The sequence below is a fragment of the Sphingobacterium sp. LZ11T8 genome (assembly GCF_024261425.1).
Lineage (GTDB): Bacteria > Bacteroidota > Bacteroidia > Sphingobacteriales > Sphingobacteriaceae > Sphingobacterium.
In genome coordinates, this window is sequence record NZ_JANBZY010000011.1 from 99,062 (window position 1) to 118,709 (window position 19,648).

Sequence of the window (19,648 nt, forward strand, 5' to 3'; positions counted from 1 at the left end):
AACACAGAATCAGAAAAGTATACAAACAAGAAAAGGGATGTTTTAAAACACCCCTAAAATATTTTATAAAAAAAGCTTAGATTACGCTAATTTGTTAACGAATTTAGTCAACTTAGACTTGTTGTTAGAAGCTTTTTTCTTGTGGATAACATTCTTCTTTGCAAGACGATCAAGCATAGATACCACGCGTGGCAATAATTCTTTAGCTTCTTCTGCTGAAGTAGTGTTACGTAATTTCTTGATTGCGTTACGAGTAGTTTTCGCTTGGTAACGGTTTCTTAAACGCTTCGCAGCGTTAGCTCTAATTCTTTTGATCGACGATTTATGATTTGCCATTTCTCTTAGCTATATAATATTTTAAATCTTTTATACTTTATTTCGGACTGCAAAAATAGCACAGAAAATCTAATATTCAAAATCATTTTTAATTTTTCGAAATCATTATCTTTGCAAGATGCAAAAATTATCCATGGATCAGCTCAATCGAGTTGATGTTGAAACCTTTAAATCTCAAGAGAAAACTCCCTTGGTCATTGTTTTGGACAATGTGAGGAGCATGCACAATGTTGGCTCGGCCTTTCGTACTGCAGATGCCTTTGCTATCGATAAGATCGTTTTATGTGGTATTACTGCTACTCCACCGCATCGTGAAATTGAGAAAACAGCCTTGGGAGCAACCCAGTCCGTTACTTGGGAGTACGAAAAGGATAGTGTTGAAGCCATCAAAAAACTAAAAGCAGAAGGTTTTGAAGTTTATGCGATCGAACAAACCAACAATAGTGTCTCTTTAGAGACCTTTGAGCCTGTAACAAGCAAGAAGTATGCGGTAGTATTTGGCAATGAGGTGCATGGCGTGGAAGAGGATATCATTTCATTAGCCAATGGCACCTTAGAAATTCCTCAATTTGGAACAAAACATTCCTTCAATGTTTCTGTTACCATAGGTATAGTACTGTGGGATTTAATCAATAAAACCAAGTTTATTAAAAAATAACAAAATACCTACCTATCTGATTTTTAGAAGTCATATCAAAATAGTAGATTTGCGTTGCAAAAAATAAGACAAAATGAGTGTATTAGTAAATAAAGATTCCAAAGTAATCGTTCAAGGTTTTACCGGAAACGAAGGTACTTATCATGCGTCTCAAATGATTGAGTACGGTACAAACGTAGTAGGTGGTGTTACTCCTGGTAAAGGTGGCCAAACACACTTAGACCGCCCAGTATTCAACACAGTTCAAGATGCTGTTGATGCTACAGGTGCAAATGTTTCTATTATTTTTGTTCCACCTGCATTTGCTGCTGACGCTATCATGGAAGCTGCAGCTGCTGGTATTGCTTTAATTGTTTGTATTACCGAAGGTATTCCAACAAAAGACATGATTCAAGTAAAATCTTACTTGAGCGACAAAAACTCACGTTTAATCGGTCCTAACTGTCCTGGTATCATCACTGCTGAAGAAGCTAAGATCGGTATCATGCCAGGTTTCATCTTCAAAAAAGGTTCTGTAGGTGTTGTATCTAAATCAGGTACTTTAACTTACGAAGCAGTAGACCAAACTGTGAAAGCAGGATTAGGTATCACTACAGCAATCGGTATCGGTGGTGACCCTATCATTGGAACTACTACCAAAGAAGCTGTTGAATTGTTGATGAACGACCCTGAAACTAAAGGTATCATCATGATCGGTGAGATCGGTGGTGGTATGGAAGCTGAAGCTGCTCGTTGGATCAAGGAAAACGGAACTAAACCTGTTGTTGGTTTCATCGCTGGACAAACAGCGCCTCCAGGACGCCGTATGGGTCACGCTGGTGCTATCGTTGGTGGTGCAGATGATACTGCTGCTGCTAAGATGAAAATCATGGAAGAGTGCGGTATCCGTGTGGTTGAATCACCTGCTGAAATTGGAAAAGCAATTGCTGAAGAATTAGCTAAATAATTCTAACAGCGAAAATCATAAAGAAAGCCTGACTCAAATGAGCCAGGCTTTTTTATTAACTAAACAACGAAACTCAAGATTGTTCTGAAGGATCTTCTTCCTTTTCCTTTTTATCTTGCTGTGTACTTTCATAATGCTCAATCAATTGATTGAGTTCATTGAGATCGATATCAGACTTCAGATCTACAAACACTTGATCCTCATCGTCAGTGATGCCAAGCATTACACTTTTTATCCTATCCCCTTTTGTTTTTGTGTTGATGGAGATTTTTGAGCCGTCACTATAGATACTCATCAGCTCCTCGAAATCATTTTTCACCAGATAACTGTTGAATTTATCGTAAAGGTTGGAATTCCTTCCACCGCCTGAAACTGCCATCAATTTAATTTTCTTGATCTTTTTCAATGCCAGGGCTAGTGCAGGATCATCTTCACGCAATTCCCTGATCTTTCCACGGATAAATGTTTTCATCAGGATCCCTGGAACATTGATTGATACAATTTCAGCATCAGCTGAGAGTTTAGTACCTTTTGCGAAATCCATGTTAGCACCCCTTTTGATCATGCAGCTCTGCATGCTGAAGAAAATAATAGCGGCACAAATAATTCCAATGTAGCGTTTCATAATGTTAGTGTTATTAAGGTTAGTTATCGTTATTGTTTACAAGGGCATTGATATCATCGTATTTTAAGGAACCGTCAAGGATCATAAAAACTGTTTCTTCGTCGGAGTTGATACTTAGCAAAAGGTTGTTCAGGAAATCACCTTCAACATTTTCAGCCAAGAACCGGATTTTGTCTCCATCAGAATTGATCACCAATAATTCTTCATATTTAAGGTTTCCAATGGCAGAACTAACTTCCTTTTGGATGGCAGAACCTGCGTTTTCAAAAACCAACATCTTGATGGAATTGATCTTGCTCAATAAGGGTTTGATGGTTTCCACATCGGCATCATTGATTTTCATTTTGTTCAACATCTTGAACATAGGTTTTCCAATCTTGATCGAAGTAACCCCTTTTTGTTCCTTATATTGCTCAAAAATTTGATCTAGCTTAGAGATCTGAGCCTGTGCCATGCTTGCCACAAATAGGCTGATTATTAACATGAACGTTTTCATAGTTTTCATTTTTTTAGATTTCAATTTTTAGATACTTAATGTTTTCAACACCCTCCATCCCTTTTTTCAGATTCGATGCCGCGAAATGTAGAGCTGTCTCAGTTACTTCAAGGGCTCTCTCTTCGTCATAGATCCTGACACCATTGACCTCCACATACAAATCCTCATCCGGACCGGGGTTTGTTTGCATAGTTTCTGGCACCCTCTCTTTTGACTTCCTTGTAGAGGCCAATTGCACGCTTTTTACAGGCTCCTTTCTTTCAACCTGGACACTCGGACCCTTCAACTCAACTAGCTCTGCAGGAGTGCTCTTTGGCGACTCCACGTCCAGAGCCTTAGGACTTTCATGTGATTCAGCAACTTTATTGATTGCCTGATTATCCTTTTGATCATTGAATTGACGGATCAAGAAAAAACCCAACAGCAATGAAGCCGCGATGCTAGTCAGCATGATGATCTTTCGAGACAATGGAATAATTTTCTTCTCAGCTGGCATTTCTTTTTCGGCCAGATCCATAAAGCTCTCAAAATCCCAGTCCATCTTTTCCTCGGGTTTTCTGAGCATGGAAAAGAATTCTTCATCTTCCAACTCTTTCAGCCTACGTTCTTCCTCCAGGGAAGATTTTCCTTCCCAGTATTTAGCTCTCAGCTTATCCAATTCTTCTCTTTTCATATTCAAAAACCTTAGTTAAGTTTATTCTTATGCTGTTTCTAGCTCTTGATAAATTCACCCTGACTGCATTTTCTTCAAGTCCTGCCATCTCGGCGATGTCTACGATTTCATACTCTTCAATATCCCTTAAGTACATCACCAATCTTTGCTTTTCCGGCAATTCATCGATCATTTTCAAGATTAGCTCTTTGGTCATCGCTGGATACTTTTCTTTTTGAACATCTGCGGGCAATTGATTTAGATATTTCGCATGCCTTCCCAGTTTATCAATTTTGTTGTAAGCCATATTCCTGACCATTTGCATGGCAAAAGCTTCAATACTTTTCAACTGTGTCAATTGACCCCTCTGCTCCCACAGTTTCAGCATCACCTCTTGTACCAGATCATAAGCGTCTTCCTGATGTTCCAGAAACCTATTTGCAAACCGGTAAAGCTTATCCTTCAGGACAAATACCGTATTTTTAAAGGTCTCTTGGTTCATCATTATTATTGCTTATTTATTAACAAGAAAGACTACGCTGCCCTTCTATTACATCAAAAAATAAAAAAACTGAAAAATAACCATAAATCACTTATTTTCAGCAACAAAAAATGCCAGAAGAAATTCTCCTGGCATTTAATTCTTTTGAAATCTACCTATTTCTTTTCATCTGCCGAAGGTCCATACAAACCTGGTACAGGAATATCTAACAACCTTAGGTAAACACTTAACTGACCTCTATGATGGATCAAATGATTATTGATGACAAAGCGAAGAGCGCCTAGTTTTGGCATTTCGCCTACCACATAGGTATCCACCCTCATCGTCCATTTGCTGAACCAATCCTCCTCAGGAAATTCATCTAAAGTTTTTTCATTCCTTTTATAGCCTTCATCCAATGATTTTTTAAGTTCCTCCACACTGCTCGGGTGGAATGGTTTATAGTCTGTTGCTAGGTTAAAATCGTTCTTCGTCAAAGCATCAGAAACCCAGTTATGGAGCTCAACAATATGCCCTGCTAAATTGCCTAATGACATGGATTTTTCATGAGGTTTAAAAGACAAGTCCTCATCTTTCAATCGATCTAAGATCCTTCTTGTGTTATTGGTTTCGCGCTCCAATTCTACCAAAAATCCTTCTTTAATGCTCATATAAATAATGTATTAATGTTAACCTAAGTTATCAAAAAAAGTATAACTTTAACCTTATTAAACTAAATTAAAAAACCTATCCAAATGAAGAAATTATTAATTCTTTGTATCCTTTTCCTCCTATTGGGTATACAAAGCAAAGGTCAGGATGCCAATGCCGATTATGTAAAAACGCATTATGACAAAACCGAACAGTACATCACCATGAGAGATGGTACACGGCTGTTCACCTCAATCTACAGCCCTAAAGACAAGTCGAAGAAATACCCTATCATGCTGAACCGAACTCCTTATACCGTTGCCCCCTATGGCGAAGGGAAATTCAAGGCCAGTTTAGGGAATTTTCCAGAGATGATGAAGAATGGCTATATCTTCGTCTATCAAGATGTACGTGGTAAATGGATGAGTGAAGGTACTTTTGAAGACATTCGCCCAACTAAAACCAAAGAAAACAAACATACAATTGATGAAAGTACGGATACTTATGACACCATAGATTGGTTGGTCAAGAATTTAAAAGGCAACAATGGTAAAGTTGGGATATATGGTATCTCCTACCCTGGCTTTTATTCTACGGTTAGTTTGGTCGGCAGTCACCCTGCCTTAAAGGCGGTTTCTCCACAAGCTCCAGTTACAGACTGGTTCATCGGCGACGATTTTCATCATGGAGGAGCCCTGTTCTTGGCTGATGCATTCCGATTCATGTATTCCTTTGATGCCCCAAGACCAAAACCTATTACCAATGAAAATGGACCAAAAGGATTCCAATTACCATCAAAGGACCTTTACAAATTCTTCTTGGACAACCCAACCCTATCTGGATTAAAGAATGAATATTTAAGCCATACCGTTAAGTTCTGGGACAATTTGGCTAAGCACAGCACCCTAGACACATTCTGGGTAGCAAGAACTATCACCAATCACCTAAACGACGTTAAACCTGCTGTAATGGTGGTTGGCGGGCTTTACGATGCAGAGGATACCTATGGCGCCTTTGAAACCTATAAGCAAATCGAAAAACGCAACAAAAAGAACAATTCCATTTTGGTCATGGGACCTTGGTTCCATGGCGGATGGGTTCGTGGAGAAGGTGATCATTTTGGTGACATCCGCTTTGGACAAAAAACAAGCTTGGACTACCAAAAGAAATTTGAAGCACCTTTCTTCGAATACTATCTAAAAGGTGAAGGTTCCTTCAATCCTGCTGAAGCCAATATCTTTTTCACAGGAGCCAATGAATGGAAAAATTTTGACCAATGGCCACCAAAGGATGCTCATACAAGTGAACTTTTCCTGAATGCAAACGGAAAGATTTCAAAGGCAGCAGACGATCAAGCTGAATCCTTCGTGGAATATGTGAGTGATCCAAACAAACCTGTTCCTTTTCAAGAAGGTCTGATTGAAAACAGAACCAGGGAATATATGATCGCAGATCAACGTTTCGTGGCAAATCGCCCAGATGTAATTGTATTTGAGACTGAAACATTAACATCAGCTATCACCATGGCAGGTCCGGTTGTTGCAGACCTCAATGTATCCATGACGGGTACCGATGCAGACTTTATCGTTAAGATCATCGATGTATATCCAGACACTACTACTGCAACATCTGCAGTGAACGAAAAGGTCGTAATGCCTAATTACCAAATGTTGGTAAGAGGAGAAATTTTACGCGGCAAGTTCCGTAATAGCTTCAGTAATCCAGAGGCATTCAAACCTAATGAAATCACGCCTGTGCGTGTTGTGCTTCCAGATGTAGCCCACACTTTCAAACCGGGCCACAAAATCATGGTGCAGATCCAACATACCTGGTTCCCATTAGCGGACAGAAATCCCAACCAATTTATGGATATCTACAAGGCTAAGGCTGAAGATTATATCAAGAACACCCATAAGTTATACTTTGACAAAAACCATCCAAGTAAAATCAAATTTGAAACTCTTGGAGATTTCAAGTTGTAAACTGGAAAACAATAGAAAGGGACGATTTAAATTCGTCCCTTTTTTTATGTCTTTGAAATACCATTCACAATTATTTGCACATTTATTGTAACGAATAATCTTGGTCATATACTTACTATTTGAATTTACACTAAAACAATATGAAAAAACTCATTCTTACTGCAATGGCATTTATGATGACTATTGCCTTATTTGCCCAGAACAAAGAGACATTCCTTTGGAAAATTTCCGGAAACGGGTTAAAAAAGGATTCGTATGTCCTTGGAACCATTCACATGGCATGTGGTCCTGATTTCAAAATGGAAGACAAAATAAAAGAAGCCGTAAAAACAACTGACCGTATTGCCCTAGAACTAAATGCTAGCAATCCAGAAACTGTAAAATCATTACAGGCCCATATCGGACCAGTACCAGGTTTCTTTGACGGCTTGGCTCCAGAAAAGAAACAACTGATCGATAGCGTACTAACCGCCAAGAACCTATCTCCAGCGATGTTGGATCAGGTAGGCCCAGCGGTCCTTATTTCACTTTTATCCATGCAGGCGTTCGATTGTCAAGATCCTAGGGATATAAAATCCATGGAATTGGAATTGTTGAAATTGGAAGGAGCTGCTGGCAAACCAGTTGACGAATTGGAAACAGCAGAATTTCAGATCAATCTCATGAACGAATTCTTCAAGGCGGAAGACCTTTATACCTATTTGAGGGATTTAGATAAAATGAAGGAACAAACAAAACAATTGGTTTCAAAATACTTCAATAATGAAGTTGGGCAAGTGGAAGAGTTGTTATTTAAGACATCTTCAATGAGCCCTGAAAAAGAGGAAATGATGTTGACCAAAAGAAACCAAGAATGGATAAACAAAATGCCTGAAATGATGAACAACAACTCAACTTTCTTTGCAGTTGGTGCAGGTCATTTATTAGGCAAAAATGGTGTCATTCAATTATTGAAAGACAAAGGATATAAAGTGACCCCTGTTCTTTAATCCAACGAGATTACCCTAAAAAAGCAAAGCGCTGATCGAATTCGATCAGCGCTTAATAATCAATCTGTTGTTTATCTATGATTTGACGATGCGTTTTACTTCATCGAACTCATCCTGAATTTCCTGACTCACAGGTTTTGATAATAAGGAAACAATGACAATGGTCAAAAAGCTCAAAATAAAGCCAGGGATCATTTCATAAACCTCCTTATAGTTGTGCGGAACATATACCCACAATAAAACTACGGCACCTCCAACTAACATTCCAAGCAATCCTGCCATAGCTGTGGTCCTTTTCCACAACAGGGATAATAATACTATCGGTCCAAAAGCTGCTCCGAATCCTGCCCATGCATTTCCAACCAAATTCAAAATACTATCTTTCGGATTTAGGGATAATAAAAGAGCAATTACTGCAACGATCAAAACAGACAGCCTGCTGACTTGCAACATGGTCTTTGCGGATGCTTGCTTATTGAAGAAGGTCCTATAGATATCTTCCGTCATGGAACTTGAAGTCACCAATAATTGAGAAGAAATGGTACTCATAACTGCAGCCAAGATAGCAGACAGTAAGAATCCACCGATCAATGGATGGAACAACACCCTGGAGGTATAGATAAAGATGGTTTCAGCCATCTCTTTTGAACCATCAAATTTAGTCATGGTAGCCGTATCAAATTTGGCTAAATAAGCAATACCAAATAGACCTACCAACATAGCTCCTCCCACGGTAAAGATCATCCAGGTAATCCCGATATTTCTTGCTTTTGCAATGTCCTTAACGTTATCAATAGCCATAAAACGAACCAAGATATGCGGTTGACCAAAATAGCCTAAGCCCCAAGCAAGTAAGGAAACTATGGAAATAGCGGTTGTCCCTTTAAACAAATCAAGGTAATCTGAATTTTTAGTATCGATAATATTAAAGGTTTCACCCAATCCACCGATCTGGGTAACCATCACGATAGGCAATATCACAAGAGCCGTAACCATAATGGTACCTTGCACGAAATCTGTTAAGCTCACAGCTAAGAAACCGCCCAAGAAGGTATATAGAACCACGACAAAGGTCGTTACATACAAACCAGTATAATAATCCATATTAAAGGCCGATTCAAATAAACGTCCTCCTGAAACCATACCTGCAGAGGTATAAAGTGTAAAGAACACTAGAATAAATACAGAAGATGCGATTTTTAGCAATTGGGTCTTATCATGAAACCTGTTTTCAAAGAAGACAGGGATGGTAATGGAATTCTTGGCAACCTCCGTGTAAACCCTCAACCTTGGCGCTACTAAAACATAATTTAGAAATGCTCCCGTTGTCAATCCAATGGCTATCCAAGAACTGGATAATCCAGCGGCATACATGGCGCCGGGCAATCCCATCAATAACCAACCACTCATATCCGCAGCACCAGCTGACAATGCTGTTACTGCAGCGCCCATTTTACGACCTCCAATTAAAAACTCTTCTGAGTTACTCGTTGATTTCTTCCAGGAATAAAGCCCTATCAGAACCATTAATAGCATATAAAGGCCAATGGAAATTAATTCGTATGTATTCATGTAATAATTTTAATTTGTAAAGATGCTATAAAATTGCTGGAATTTCCATTCCTTTTAAACGATTAGTTAAAATATTATCCGCTTTAGCATTAGATTTCCCTAACTCCTTCAACAATTTGATGCCGTCAACCTCGTAAGGATATATTCCAAGTGCTTCGTCCAGAAGACTTAATGCTTCGTCCGATTTGTTTTCTTTTAAATTGATCAAGGCCCGGCTAACTAAATCGGATGATTTATAAAACAAAGTGGTATTCGCTTTTAATTTCTGATGAAATACCTTAGCGTCCTCCAATCTATTGTTATCAGCCAATAACCTGACTAACCTTTGGTTATATAGAGGCTCCAATCTGATCGGGTCACCACCTCTGACCATCAATTTGTCCAAGAACTCATTCAATTCCTTAGTTTTTCCCTGTTTGGCATAAACCTCAGCAAAAAGCAATTCAAACTCTGGTCTGTTTACTTGAGAAGCTTGCAAGGTACGATAGATCTGTTGTAGGTTTTTCAAGGCTTCATCATATTTTCCATTCGCAGTCAAAGCCTCAATATGTTGCGTACGGATCAAATAATTCTGTGGTTTCTGGGCCGCCAAATGTGATAGGACAGCAATCTCCTCCTCATATCCCAGCAATGATTTCTGCCAGGCTTTGAAAGTCTTGGAATCATCTTTTCTATCTCTTAAATAGGTGGATATTTCCGAACCATTTTTCACATATTCATCCGCTACATCCATGGCTTGCTTCAACATTCCGCGTTGGAAATAGAAATTCCTCAAGATTCCGGAGTTTTTAGCTTTCTCCATATAATCAACCTCGATATCATAGGCCTTTTTGAGCAAGGCTGCCTGGGCAGCTAAGTTATTAGTTTGAGTGGCCATAAGGATATTTCCCTCTACCGAATAAATAGGAGCATAATTGGCATCGATCGCCTTTGCCGCTTTCAATCGATTTGAAGCTTCATCATATTTACCTTCCGACAACAAATAATCTGCATAATCAACAAAAGCGGGTAAATATTGCTGATCATATTGTAAAGCCGTATCCAAGTAAGCATAAGCCTCCTTCAAGTCATTCTTCGCAGAATTTCTTGCCAGATTCACATAAACTTCTGACCAATTTGATGCCATGGCCTGTTTATCACCTGCCAAATATGCTTTTTCCTTGCTGATCATATCATCCAAAAAAGCATACATCTTGGGATCCTTGGTTTTCAGGTCGTTCAAGGTATTCATCGATTTAAAATCCAAGGGATGAACTTTAACCTTTTCAAAATAGGCTGGATAGGTCTGAGCTAAATATTCAGATTCATTGTTCTGCGAATAATAATCAAGGGTAAGGCCATTTTCCATGGCATTATAATAAAGCTCACGGATCTTTCTGTTCTGTTTATCTGTCAATACCTGTCCATGGAAAAGATGTACATATTCATGTAGGATTACGTTTCTTTCCTGAAAGGCACCACGTTCCACGTATTCAATGGCTGCTGCTCCAGAACCTACCCCACGGATATCCATCCACTGACGGTTGTCAAAGGTTGAATTAAACCTGAAATAAGGGGCTTTCATAGCTAAGGCCAAGTCGATGTGCAAGGGCGGTACAACAAATACACGATGCTGTTTTACCAGAAAAGGAAAATATACCGTAGAGGTATATAATTGATTCCAAGCCATACCTTTCGCAACATGACCAGGGTAATAGGCGAGATCAGGAAATACTTCCAGGAAATCGTCCATGTTGCTAATCTTAGGATTCTTTATTGCCGCACTTATACTTGGATAAGTATTTAGGTAAGGAATTCTCTTTGATTTGATTACTGCTGCCAAACCATTGTGCGCCGGTCCATAATGATGCTTTTCTTTTAAGATATTTAAGAAAATCTGCTCCGCTTTAGCTAACCTCTGTTCTCGATCAGTAGCATCAAAATCACCATACAGCAGGGATGCTTTATGCATCTCCGGTAATACAGAATTTGGATGCGCTTTTACTATTTGATCCACCTTTTCAAGTGCCGCCTCAATTTTATTAGCAGTAAACAATTCATCAGCAGTTTCCAGCTCTTGTCTGATTGTATTTTCATTTTCATCTACATAATCGGCATAGGTCAAATTGGTATGACCATTTCCCAGATGCCAATGCGACTGAAAATGCAATGGATTGAGCGCTAATGCAATTTCCCATTGGGCAACCATATCTCCTAATTGAGTGGCATCAATTCTCCTCCAAATAGCATATCCATAATAAAATCTGGCATCAGCGTTCAGCGGGTTTAACTTGAGGCCTTTTACCAAAACCTCTTCCGCATCCTTTGGTTTTTGATCCCAGAAGAAAACATCAGCTTTCAAAAAATACCCAGCCGCAAGGTTAGGCATTTTTTCAATAAGGCTATTGGCTAACGCTAAAGCTTCAGGGTACTTTTTCTGCAGCATCAAAGCTCTACCCAAAACCAGGTTTGTTTCGATGTCATTAGGATGCTTTTGCAATAGCGCTTTACTCATATGCTCAGCAGTTTCCAGTTCCCAAGCTTCAATTTTTAGAATGGCAAAGGCACGTTGTACTTTCAGGTCCGCCTGATCCTTTTTACTTAATTTTAAAAGATCCTTTTCTGCAGACTTGAAATCATTGTTAAGCCAATGGTATTTAAATTTTAAAACAGCTGCTTCTTGCGCATTGATATTTTTTCCAACTATTAATTCTTGATTCACCAAGTTCCATTCTCCGAGATCCAAGAGCTGATTTAAGGTAGCATATTTAGTTTTAGAACTTGAATGGAGTTCCTTAATGTACCTTGCTTTCTCTTGGTCAAGGAAGGTCCTGACCGCTTTCGTGTCATTGATGTAGTCTTGGGCATGTACAGAATTTACACTGACAAATAGAATAAGAATTAACCGTTTTAATAGCATAGTATGAGTGAAATAAATAGAAGCCAGCCCGAAGGGAAAGGCTGGCTCCGTTTAAAAAAAACACTAGTATTTAGCTGGTTGATCAGCTGCTGGTAAAGATTTTTTAATGAATTGACGAATATCTTCGTTCGCTTTGATTAGATCTTCTTTACGTAAGTACATCATGTGACCACTTCTGTATCCAATCCAGTTCATTCTTGATTTTAATTTACCGGAAGGATCCATTTGCCACATATTATATTTAGCATTGAAATAATCACAGGCAGCATCATAGTAACCTGACTGCACCATTAAATGCAAGTAAGGGTTAGCTGCCATCGCTTGTCTTAGGTTATAACCTGTATTATCATTGCTTCTGTCCCAAGGATGAACAGGTCCGAACATATTATATTTTACGTCTGCTTTATAGTTTAGTTCATTGGTATAATAATAATTAATGGCCGGAGTAAATGAATGTAACCATGATGTAATTTCCGAATTATAATCTGGGCGTTCCCCACCATCACGGAAGTCAATTCCAATATATCTGGAATCCAAGCGACCTACAGTTTTTCCTTGATCACGTAATAACTCTTTCCAGTATAATGCGGTTGGGATATCCAAATTATTCTGTGTAATTACAGTTTCAGACAATCCAGAATATTTGGAATACTGCTTGATAATTTCGGATTTTTCTGCTGCACTAATACTTGATCCTTTTGCTATCGCTGGTAAAAGCTTTTCAATAGTGAACTTCTCTACCTCTGGAAGAAACTCTTCTAAATCTCTGTTTTGCAACTCAGGACCTAGTTTTTTATGATACCAAGCTGTAGCAGAATAATAAGGTAGAAAGTTAGCTTTTTCAACAGCACCTTCTCTCTTAATACCTAATTCAGTTGGGGATACCAAAATTACCCCATTTAGGTACATCCATTGTGCATTTTGTAATTCCAAAGCTAATCCAGAAACACGGGTGGTACCATAACTTTCACCAATTAAATATTTTGGAGATGCCCAACGGTTATTTCTAGTTACAAAGGTATTGATCCATTCCGCAAGATATTTGATATCGGCATTGGTACCAAAGAAAAGAGAACGATCAGCTTTTTCATCTAAAATACGTGAATAACCGGTATTGATCGGATCAATGTACACGATGTCGGCCACATCCAAGATTGAATATGGGTTTTCCTTAACACCATATGGCTGTAATGGATAGCCTTCATCATCTATGTTTAAAATCCTAGGACCTGTGTATGCCAAATGCATCCAAACTGAACCTGAACCAGGACCACCGTTGAAGGAAATTACCAATGGTCTCTTTGCGCGGTTGCTGATATCGTCACGGGTGTAATAGGTGAAGTGTACAGTCGCTAAAACATTTCCTTTTTGATCCCAAACAGGTTGTGTTCCGGTCTTTGCTGTATAGCCAAATTTCTGTCCATTTGCAGTAACACTGTGTTTTGTAACAATTGTGCTATCTGCTAATGGCATTCGTTGAGCCTGTACAGCAATCGCCATAATTAGTGCTGATAATATTAAAATGTATCTTTTCATTGTGTTTATATTGTTGATAATTGATTACAATTGAAATTTATAAATTATTGTCTTGTATCCCAAAATACTCTTTCCAGCATACTTGCTTTCTGCTTGATATTTGGGTTATTGTTTGCTTCAGATTGCGCGTACAATAATGACCTCGGAACTTCATCATAAATTGCAGTTGGTTTTTTCAAAGGTGTCAATGCAGGGTATCCAGTTCTTCTATAATCTGCCCATGGCTCACCTACTACTCCAAAATTGGCAATGTACTTTTCGGTAATGATCTGCTCCAGTTTTTGCTGATTGGTTCCTGCCAAAGTTCCCTTGCTAGCCATATAGGTAGCCAAACTTGCCGCTGGTAATTTACTGTCGTCAAATGAAGCTTTGATCCCTGCGGCATAAAAGGTTTGCGCCTGTGCTGCTGCTCCGTTCATCAATGCTGCCTCAGCACGGATAAAATTATACTCCGCAAAGGTCAACAATCGAGCTGGGGCTTCACCACCATATGCAATAGCTCCTGTTTGCAATGCACCTTTGGAATCTACCATGCTAGAATTGAAGGAGGTTACATTTCCATATAAATACTCATGTAATCTGGAATACTCACTGGAAATATTCGCATCCATTACACTGGAACCTTTATAGGTTTTTGGATTCGAAAAATAAGGGAACGGCGTAAAATACTTCTCGCGACGCGGATCTTGATTGCTGTTCATCAAATCGACGATATAGCGATTAGGCAAGAACTGATTCCGGAACTGACCCGATTCGATACTGTAAATCGGATTCTGACGTTGGGGAGAATTTAAGAAGTTCATAATGAAACCATCCTCATTGCTAGCAAAGAATTTTGCGCCTGAATTGATCAGCTCATTCATCTTGGTTTTGGAGAAGTTAGGATCTTTTGCTGAATAATGCAGGTAAATTCTCAATTTTAAGGTGTTTCCAAATTTCTCCCATTTTTCCTTGGATGCTGCCCAGCTGTTTGAAGCATAAATGGAAGTAAACGAATTTGGAGAAAGAACAGATGTCCCGGCATTGATATCTGCAATTCCTTCGTCGATTAAACGGATCAAATCTTTATAGATCAATTCATCATCGTCTACCTCTGGTTTTAAGTTCTCTTCAAACATTGAAGCATTAAAATAAGGAACATCTCCCCAGGCATCTACTGTTACTTGATATACATAAGCTTTCAAAAGTTTGGCTACGCCCGCATAATGTGGACTTCCCTCTTCGGTAGCCTGTTTGATCAAAACAGATATATCACTTAATGTCGTTCCGAAAATGGTTACCCATTCTCCATTCATATCTGAATCGTTAATATTATATCTTTCTGACTCCTTAAAGGCCACGTGGCCTTGAACTGGTCCTTGACCACTAAACTGTTGAACAAATAAATTTCCAACGCGCATTACATCACTAGCTCCAAAGAAACCGACATTTACGGTAACTGAAGGCAGTAGTTGATTAATCCCAACTTTTGTTACGTTATTAGGATCGTCATTTACATCTAAAAATGAACTACATGAGCTTACTCCTAATAATGTTGCGACTGTTAATAAACTAAATATCTTTTTCATGTTGTTTCAATTTTACAAGCTAAACCTTACACTTCCACCAATCGTTCTAGGTGTAGGACTGAATCCAAACTCCAATCCCCTCGCATTACTGATACCTAACAAGTTTTGTTCTGGATCTAGGTGTGGGAAATTTGGAGCATAGGTAAACAAGTTCCGACCATAAACCGAAATATTTACTCCTTTAATAAAGTTCTGTCCTTCCAACCATTTTGTTGGCAACTTATAGGAAAGATTAGCCTCTCTTAATTTTACAAAGGTTGCATCCAATACATACCCTTCCCAGGCTACATATTTACCTTGTAAGCTATAGTATTGTTGAGCCGAAACGTGAGTGGTATTTGCTGAACCATCTTCATAAACACCTTCGAATAGATATGGCTTATTCACATTACCGGAAGCATCAATACGTTCAAATTCCGCTGTTTCTTCTGCCACACCTTGGATTCTTAAATCTCCAATGGTTCTTGACATCACATCGCCTTTATATTTGAAATCAACCAAGAAGGATAAGGTCAAGTCTTTATAGTTAAAGTCATTGGTCCATCCCAAATTGAATTTAGGGTTAGGATTTCCTACCTTTTGAACATTGGTTGTTGGCTTAGGCAATCCATTGGCATTGATGATCATTCTACCTTGGTCATCCCTTTGATAGCCATTCGACCAGATCTGTCCATATTCCTGTCCTGCTACCAATCTAATATTTGGAGAGGTAAATCCACCAATGGAGATATTGCTTACTCCCGGTGCCAATTCCTCAACAATGGATTTGAATTTTGTAAAGTTTAGACCTGATCTCCAAGTGAAGTTCTCCTTTTGCACAGGCACTAAGTTCAACATCAATTCCACACCTTTGGTCGATAAACTACCAGCATTGGTTACCATCGAGGTATAACCCGATGAAGACGGAGCAGGTACGGCAAAGATTAAGTTACGGGTATCTCTTTCGTATACTGACCCCTCAAAACTAACCCTACCGTTGTAAAATGATAAATCTAATCCCAATTCATACTCTCTCGTAAATTCTGGTCTTAATTCTTTATTCCCAGCACTATTATTCAAGGTATAACCAGCTAAGCCATTAAATGGAAAGCTTACCAAGGTTGAAACGAAACCATCAGAAGCACTTGCTCTACCAAAATAGGTATTGGTAGCATACGGTTCTGTTCCTTTACCCACTTCACCTACGTTTGCACGTACTTTAGCCATGGTCAGAACATTCGATTTCAAACTTGGGAATGCCTCTGTCAACACTAAACTCACTGCTGCTGCTGGATAAAAGATGGAACGATTTCCTTTTGATAGGGTAGATGAAAAGTCATTCCTAGCCTTCACGTTCAAGGATAAATAGGACTTATAATCCATCACCACATCCGCAAATACCCCTACTTGTCTGTTCTGATTGATGTTTCCTGAAGTATTATAGGTCAAGAAGTTACTTTGGTTATCAAAATCTGGCAATACAATACCTAAACCCGTAGACTGTAAAGTATTTCTATTGTTTGCAATCATTTCATTACCCACCGTAGCGATCAAATTCCAGTTTTCAAAAACCTTCTTATTTGCCGTTAAGGTAAAATAGGAGTTGATATTTTTCATTGACACATTACGGTCTTGAACACCACCGGCTCCAGCTGAGCTAGTATTACCATTACTGCGGATACCTTTATTATCAAAGCCTTTGGATACCATACTGAAAACATCGGCACCCACTTTTAAATCGGCTGTTAACCATTCAAGAAAATCATATTTCAGGTTGATGTTACCATAGAAACGATTAACCTCATTGTTATTTCTAACATTTTCGATCGACCAGTATGGATGATCCTCTGGCGCAAACCATAATTGGTTTCCTTCCGCATTTTTAAATGGTAAATTGGTCAAATCATAACTTCTTGGTGTATAGATACCTCTCCAAAGCGGATTGGCACCTTGGTTACCAGCCTGAGTTCGATCGGATACGTTATTTACATAAGAAAATGAAGTACCTACTTTAAATTTCTCGGTAAGATCCGTTGAAGCATTGACAGAAATGTTATTTCTGGTTAGCTTATTACTAGGTATTAGACCAGTTTCAACAGTATAACCGTAGGATACGCGATAATCATATTTTTCTCCAGAACCCGTAAAGCTTAAATCGTTTACAGAACTTACAGAATTTTGTAAGATATCACTGATATTATCAGGATAGGCCTGTAGATTTTCTTTCTCACCAAACCAGTTGGTTACCTCTTGTCCAGCTATTTTTGGTCCCCAAGAACCCGTTACAGAGTTATTATAAATTCCGTTACTACCTTGCGCATATTCATTTTGAAAGGCTGGCATTCTGGAAACAATCCCAACACCTGTGTTGGTACCAACAGAAATTTGATTCTTAACTCCCTTCTTAGCCTTCTTGGTAGTAATCAAAATTACTCCGGAAGCAGCTCTCGAACCATAAAGAACGGTAGCGGCAGCACCCTTCAGAACACTCATGGATTCGATATCCTGAGGGTTGATATCCGAAATACGACTAGAATTGATAACACCGGAGTTACCTGAGTTACCACCACCAGAATTATCCAAAGGAATACCATCTACCACATATAAGGGTTGGTTACTTCCTGTGAAAGTAGAGAAACCTCTAATCGTAATATTAGAACCTCCAAATCCACCACCTGCACCGCTAACTTGTACGCCTGATAATCTACCAGCAAGTGCATTGGTCACATCAGGAGTAGGAGCTTTGGAAAGCTCATCAGCTTTAACTTCTGCTACCCCATACCCCAATGTCTTACGGTCACGTTTAATACCAAATGAGGTAACCACAACCTCTTCAATATTGGTGGATGAATTTTCTATCAATACAATCTTCATCTGTGAAGCTGTGTTGATTGGCACTTCCTTCGTTTCATAACTCATATGACTGATGACCAAGATCCCTTTTGCTTTCCCCGTTTGAAAAGAGAATTTACCTTGCTCATCAGACTTTGCACCTTCATTGGTGCCTTTAACCAAAATAGAAGCATTTGAAACTGGAGCACCTTGCTCATCCACTAACTGTCCCCTGACGGTAACCTGTTGCGGCAATTCAAAAGAATAATCCAGATTCGATTCTATTTTATCTGTTTTCCAAAGATAGTGAGGCGTGGCCTCAGCTTGCGCCATGAACAATATTGAACTCGAACAAAGTACAAGTTTTAAGAATTTCATAGGCTTTAGGTAATTTATGTTTGGAACGTCATTAGGTTTATTCCATCTCATAATTTAAGTTTTTATATAAATTGTTATTAGTAAATTATTGTTTTAATTATTATGCAACTAAAACCAGCTAAGGTGGCAATGATTTGTTTTCCATAAACATCATAAAATAGGTTAATTCAAAAAAAGCTTAATATTATATAATAGGTCTCCACACCTATCTGATTAATTAAATTGAAATGTCGGCAAAGTGAAATTTTGGCTTATCGGCTAATTATTGAATCCAAGATATAAAAAAAAATAATCCATAAAATAGTCGAGATAAAGATATTTTGGAAGTTGAATAGATAAGTAAACGAATGGACAAAATAGGTTTATATCCAAAATTAAATTACGTCACAAACTTGCTATAATCTATCAAAAACGTAGATTTATTAACCATATCCAGTAAAAGCGAGGGGGTATATGGCCAAAACCATACATTTATTGAAAAATGATAAGTATTGGACAACCCCTGAAAATTAAAATTGTATAACTAATATTAACCTTAGGATTTATTAATTTCTGAAAAGACTAAAGTAAAAATTCCATAGATTCATTTTCCTAATAGAATAATAAAAATGAAACGGAAAGAAGGAAGGTTTTTGGAAGGAAGGATAGGTTTGCATCAGGATGGACGGGGTGGTTTTGAACCAGGATGGAATGGATGAGAGGATGGACCAAGAACTGGAAACGGACCAGGATTTATGGGATTAGAGGATATTCCAGGATCATGATTACAATATCCCACGAGGATGGCCCTAATACCGTATTTGCGCAACACAATGCGCCCTAAGCTGACCTTGAGCGTGATGGACAATATCCCGCCCTGAACGGCCCCGGTACCATATTGACGTATGGCATACCCGCCGGCATGCCCTTCCCTGCTGCACGGATATATACATATAGAATACCCCCTAAAAACAGAAAGCCCGCTGTCTGCTGACAGCGGGCTCCCGTATAAAATTAGGCACCGACCTACTCTCCCACCTGTTACGGCAATACCATCGGCTCTGGCGGGCTTAACTTCTCTGTTCGGAA

At 38.8% G+C, this 19,648-nt stretch carries 15 protein-coding genes; 4 read left to right on the plus strand and 11 right to left on the minus strand.

Going from position 1 to position 19,648, the window contains the following annotated elements; translation table 11 throughout:
• Positions 1–81: 81 nt before the first annotated feature.
• Positions 82–336 (minus strand): 30S ribosomal protein S20, encoded by a 255-nt coding sequence (gene rpsT, locus NLF99_RS19230; RefSeq protein ID WP_093098462.1) that lies wholly within the window; start codon positions 334–336, stop codon positions 82–84.
• A 118-nt stretch (positions 337–454) separates the two neighbouring features.
• Here rpsT and NLF99_RS19235 point away from each other — a divergent pair, with 118 nt between their 5' ends.
• The gene (locus tag NLF99_RS19235) at positions 455–994 is read left to right on the plus strand and encodes an RNA methyltransferase (protein WP_185214291.1); all 540 of its coding nucleotides are present in this window, start codon (positions 455–457) and stop codon (positions 992–994) included.
• 73 nt (positions 995–1,067) lie between these two features.
• Entirely contained in the window at positions 1,068–1,940 is an 873-nt protein-coding gene (gene sucD, locus NLF99_RS19240) for a succinate--CoA ligase subunit alpha (RefSeq protein ID WP_093098465.1), read from the plus strand.
• Positions 1,941–2,013: 73 nt separating this feature from the next.
• Here sucD and NLF99_RS19245 read toward each other — a convergent pair whose 3' ends face one another.
• The 5 genes from NLF99_RS19245 to NLF99_RS19265 all read right to left on the minus strand — a co-directional run bounded on the left by NLF99_RS19245 (position 2,014) and on the right by NLF99_RS19265 (position 4,865).
• Positions 2,014–2,565 carry a DUF4252 domain-containing protein gene (locus tag NLF99_RS19245; protein ID WP_254530215.1) on the minus strand — a complete coding sequence of 184 codons (552 nt, stop codon included), beginning with the start codon at positions 2,563–2,565 and terminating at the stop codon, positions 2,014–2,016.
• A gap of 19 nt (positions 2,566–2,584) precedes the next feature.
• Entirely contained in the window at positions 2,585–3,061 is a 477-nt protein-coding gene (locus NLF99_RS19250; protein WP_185214289.1) for a DUF4252 domain-containing protein, read from the minus strand.
• A gap of 13 nt (positions 3,062–3,074) precedes the next feature.
• Positions 3,075–3,734, minus strand: a complete 660-nt coding sequence (locus NLF99_RS19255; protein ID WP_254530217.1) for a hypothetical protein — start codon at positions 3,732–3,734, stop codon at positions 3,075–3,077.
• Entirely contained in the window at positions 3,712–4,218 is a 507-nt protein-coding gene (locus tag NLF99_RS19260; RefSeq protein ID WP_214649556.1) for an RNA polymerase sigma factor, read from the minus strand. The genes NLF99_RS19255 and NLF99_RS19260 overlap by 23 nt, the downstream gene beginning before the upstream one ends.
• 152 nt (positions 4,219–4,370) lie before the next feature.
• Positions 4,371–4,865: a DinB family protein gene (locus tag NLF99_RS19265; protein ID WP_254530219.1), complete on the minus strand. Its 495-nt coding sequence runs from the start codon at positions 4,863–4,865 to the stop codon at positions 4,371–4,373.
• 84 nt (positions 4,866–4,949) lie between these two features.
• On the opposite strand from NLF99_RS19265, the gene NLF99_RS19270 reads away from it, so the two are divergent.
• Together NLF99_RS19270 and NLF99_RS19275 are read left to right on the plus strand one after the other, a co-directional pair.
• A complete protein-coding gene (locus NLF99_RS19270; protein WP_254530221.1) occupies positions 4,950–6,827 on the plus strand; it encodes a CocE/NonD family hydrolase in 1,878 nt (625 codons plus the stop codon).
• A 140-nt stretch (positions 6,828–6,967) separates the two neighbouring features.
• Positions 6,968–7,816, plus strand: coding sequence for a TraB/GumN family protein (locus NLF99_RS19275; protein WP_185214285.1), 849 nt, complete (start codon positions 6,968–6,970; stop codon positions 7,814–7,816).
• A gap of 75 nt (positions 7,817–7,891) precedes the next feature.
• Here the strand turns inward: NLF99_RS19275 and putP are convergent, their stop codons facing one another.
• From putP to NLF99_RS19300, 5 genes are all read right to left on the minus strand, one after another.
• Positions 7,892–9,388 carry a sodium/proline symporter PutP gene (putP, locus tag NLF99_RS19280; protein WP_254530223.1) on the minus strand — a complete coding sequence of 499 codons (1,497 nt, stop codon included), beginning with the start codon at positions 9,386–9,388 and terminating at the stop codon, positions 7,892–7,894.
• Positions 9,389–9,413: 25 nt separating this feature from the next.
• Complete coding sequence (locus NLF99_RS19285; protein WP_254530225.1) at positions 9,414–12,287, minus strand: tetratricopeptide repeat protein; 2,874 nt, start codon at positions 12,285–12,287, stop codon at positions 9,414–9,416.
• 63 nt (positions 12,288–12,350) lie between these two features.
• Positions 12,351–13,823 (minus strand): S10 family peptidase, encoded by a 1,473-nt coding sequence (locus NLF99_RS19290; protein WP_254530227.1) that lies wholly within the window; start codon positions 13,821–13,823, stop codon positions 12,351–12,353.
• A 44-nt stretch (positions 13,824–13,867) separates the two neighbouring features.
• Positions 13,868–15,391 (minus strand): SusD/RagB family nutrient-binding outer membrane lipoprotein, encoded by a 1,524-nt coding sequence (locus NLF99_RS19295; protein ID WP_254530229.1) that lies wholly within the window; start codon positions 15,389–15,391, stop codon positions 13,868–13,870.
• Positions 15,392–15,403: 12 nt separating this feature from the next.
• Entirely contained in the window at positions 15,404–18,631 is a 3,228-nt protein-coding gene (locus tag NLF99_RS19300) for a SusC/RagA family TonB-linked outer membrane protein (protein ID WP_254530230.1), read from the minus strand.
• Positions 18,632–19,648 lie beyond the last annotated feature (1,017 nt).